Raw genomic sequence first — 2599 nt, forward strand, 5'->3', positions numbered from 1 at the left:
ATACTTTAATGATTATATTAAAAAGAATAATATTAAAGAAAAAGATGTAGACAGCCTCATTCGAAATTGGTATTCAAATATTCAAATCGCATCATCAGGTGATAGAAGATCACATACACCAGTCTACACAATTAGGTTCAAAAGTTACTCTCGTCAAAGCAGCGTTGCGATGCTTGAAGAGTATACTGCTTACATATCAGAAAGAGTACAAAATCAGATTGAAGCAAGTTTAAACCACACACTCAGGTCAAAGAAGACTCAACTTGAAAACAAAATGACGCTGCTTACAACCGAAGCTATAAGTGAGCTTACAGCCCAAACATTAAAAACAGAAATTGCCTATAAAATTGCAAAAGAAGCAAATATCACAGAACCTGTCGCAAATTTAGACACGAAAGATATGTTTTCAATTTCAATAGGTTCAAAAGCTCTTCAATCTAAAGTTAACATACTAAAAGATTTAAAAGAATTAGAATTGTTAAAACCGAATATAATAAGTGTTAGAGCTAAGTTGTCGCTTTTAGAGCAACAAAACCAGATTAGTGATGATATTGACTTTAAACCATACCGTTTCATTCAATATATTGAAGAACCAATGTATCGTGAAAACCCAAAACGAAGCATGATTGTAATTATCAGTACTCTTCTTGGTTTTATGGTTGCGGTAGGGTTAGCTTATTTACGAAAGTTGCTAAAGTAAACAGCTCGGACTTATAAGCCAGTAGGGTTTCCCTACTGGCTTTTTACGTCACTATTTACAGAATAAAGAAATCACCTAAAAACACTCTAACTTAACACGCAGCTTTGAATTGCTCTTGAATACTTTTCAATTACTATTTTTTCATCGAACTCTTCTTCTACTTTATTTCTACTAGCTTGCCCCATCAATAATCGTTCATCATGAGATAATAAAATAAATTTATTTAATTGCTCTACCAAACTGTCTAAATCTCTTGGTTTACAAATGTAACCATTAACATTATGATCAACGGTCTCACGACAGCCAACACTATCGGTTGTAATAATTGGTTTACCCATAGCACCAGCTTCAAGTAATGATTTAGGAACTCCTTCACGATAAAAGGAAGGTAAAACCATGCAGTCGATTTTCGCTATTTCATCTTCAACCTTATCACTGACTCCCAAATACTCAATGACCCCTTCATTTACCCAAGAGTTCATATCTTCAGATGAAACTGCAGATGGATTATCGACATCAAGGAATCCCAAGAGATAAAATTCAACATTAGAACCATATTTCTGCTTGAGAATACGTGCTGCATCTACATAGAATTTAATACCTTTATCATAAAGCATACGCGCAACAAGCAAGAATCTAACTATACCATCATTTGGTGCCTGCACTAATTGAAAGCGATTCAAGTCTGCGCCTGACCCAGGTAAACGATCAACAATATCAACTGGGACTATTTTATTTTGAATAAAAATAGCTTTATCATCATCATTTTGAAAAAAAACAGTAGAGGCATAACTTTGACTAAATCTGTAAAGCGCCTTTACTATTGTAGCTACGATACCTTTATTGATGAAAATTGTTCCTAAACCTGCAATATTATTAATAGATTTAGAATTATTCAAGTGAGATGCAATAGTAGAATATATATTATTCTTTGGTGTAAAATTAAGCACAACAGATGGTTTAAGCTTAGAATAGATCCGTATAAATGATATGAAAGTATAGAAGTCTTTTACAGGGTTCATTCCACCTTGATCAATAAAAATATCAATATGACGAACACCTAACTCTTCAATTTTATCAGAAAATTCATCTTTAGGTGAAACTGCAATTACATTATAGCCAATATCCATTAAGGCAGTCATTGTGTTCTTGCGAAAATTATAAAGATACCAACTTGTATTAGCAGAAATAACTACTGTTTTATTCATTGTTAACTGTAACCTATTTCTTTAGTATGATTTATGTTTGCTTCTTTTAAAAAAGTGTAATTTAGAAACTGCTAGAGCAAGTGACCTTATACATGCAAAATACAGAAAAGAGTAAAATACTACTCTAGTATCATCTACAAAATAAGACAATACCGTAAAAAGTGAATAATAGGCAACTCTATATATATCAAAATTACTGATTAAAGATTGTAAACTGCTAAATCCATACTTTTTCTTACACGCATGCTCAATAGTACGGCAAAGAGGAAAAGCAAGGATAACAATAATAACATCCTCTAAGGAAACAAAAGGAATGATCGGTGTTACATAGCGAAAAGAAACTAGAGAAAAATAACTTACAATATTGAGCTTACTTCTAACTGTATTATGGAAGAAAAAAGCCAGCTGTATAGAAAACATTCCAAAAAGAAGTAATAATGCTGAGTAAATATCTGTACTAACAAATACTAACAATAAACATGTAAGACAGAATGCAACACGTATAACTACAGCGAGACCTAAGTGGGCTTCAAACCACTCAGTATTTCTGATTGTTGGTGATATTTCATTTTTAGTTGTAATTATATCATTGTATAAATAACCAATTTCATAGCAAGCTAAAGTAGCTAAAAACATTAATGAAAATAGTAATATTGAAAAATCATTTAAATATGAGAACAAAAACAAAGAG

Annotated in this window: 3 protein-coding genes; 1 reads left to right on the top strand and 2 read right to left on the bottom strand. The window is 31.8% G+C overall.

Translation table 11 applies throughout. The features are described from left to right. Nucleotides 1-700, top strand: a 700-nt coding sequence (locus tag L4D78_RS28140) for a hypothetical protein (RefSeq protein WP_428469979.1), incomplete at its 5' end; no start/stop codon positions are given. 86 nt (nt 701-786) lie between these two features. Here the strand turns inward: L4D78_RS28140 and L4D78_RS28145 are convergent. Beyond that, nucleotides 787-1908 (bottom strand): glycosyltransferase family 4 protein, encoded by a 1122-nt coding sequence (locus tag L4D78_RS28145; RefSeq protein WP_428469980.1) that lies wholly within the window; start codon nt 1906-1908, stop codon nt 787-789. 21 nt (nt 1909-1929) lie between these two features. Beyond that, nucleotides 1930-2599, bottom strand: a 670-nt coding sequence (locus L4D78_RS28150; protein WP_428469981.1) for a hypothetical protein, incomplete at its 5' end; no start/stop codon positions are given.

It is taken from the genome of Photobacterium minamisatsumaniensis, from assembly GCF_050336695.1.
GTDB lineage: Bacteria > Pseudomonadota > Gammaproteobacteria > Enterobacterales > Vibrionaceae > Photobacterium > Photobacterium minamisatsumaniensis.

Bases quoted from the DNA above. Each gene is read 5' to 3' on its own strand.
- L4D78_RS28145 (WP_428469980.1), bottom strand. From the start codon at position 1,908: ATGAATAAAACAGTAGTTATTTCTGCTAATACAAGTTGGTATCTTTAT.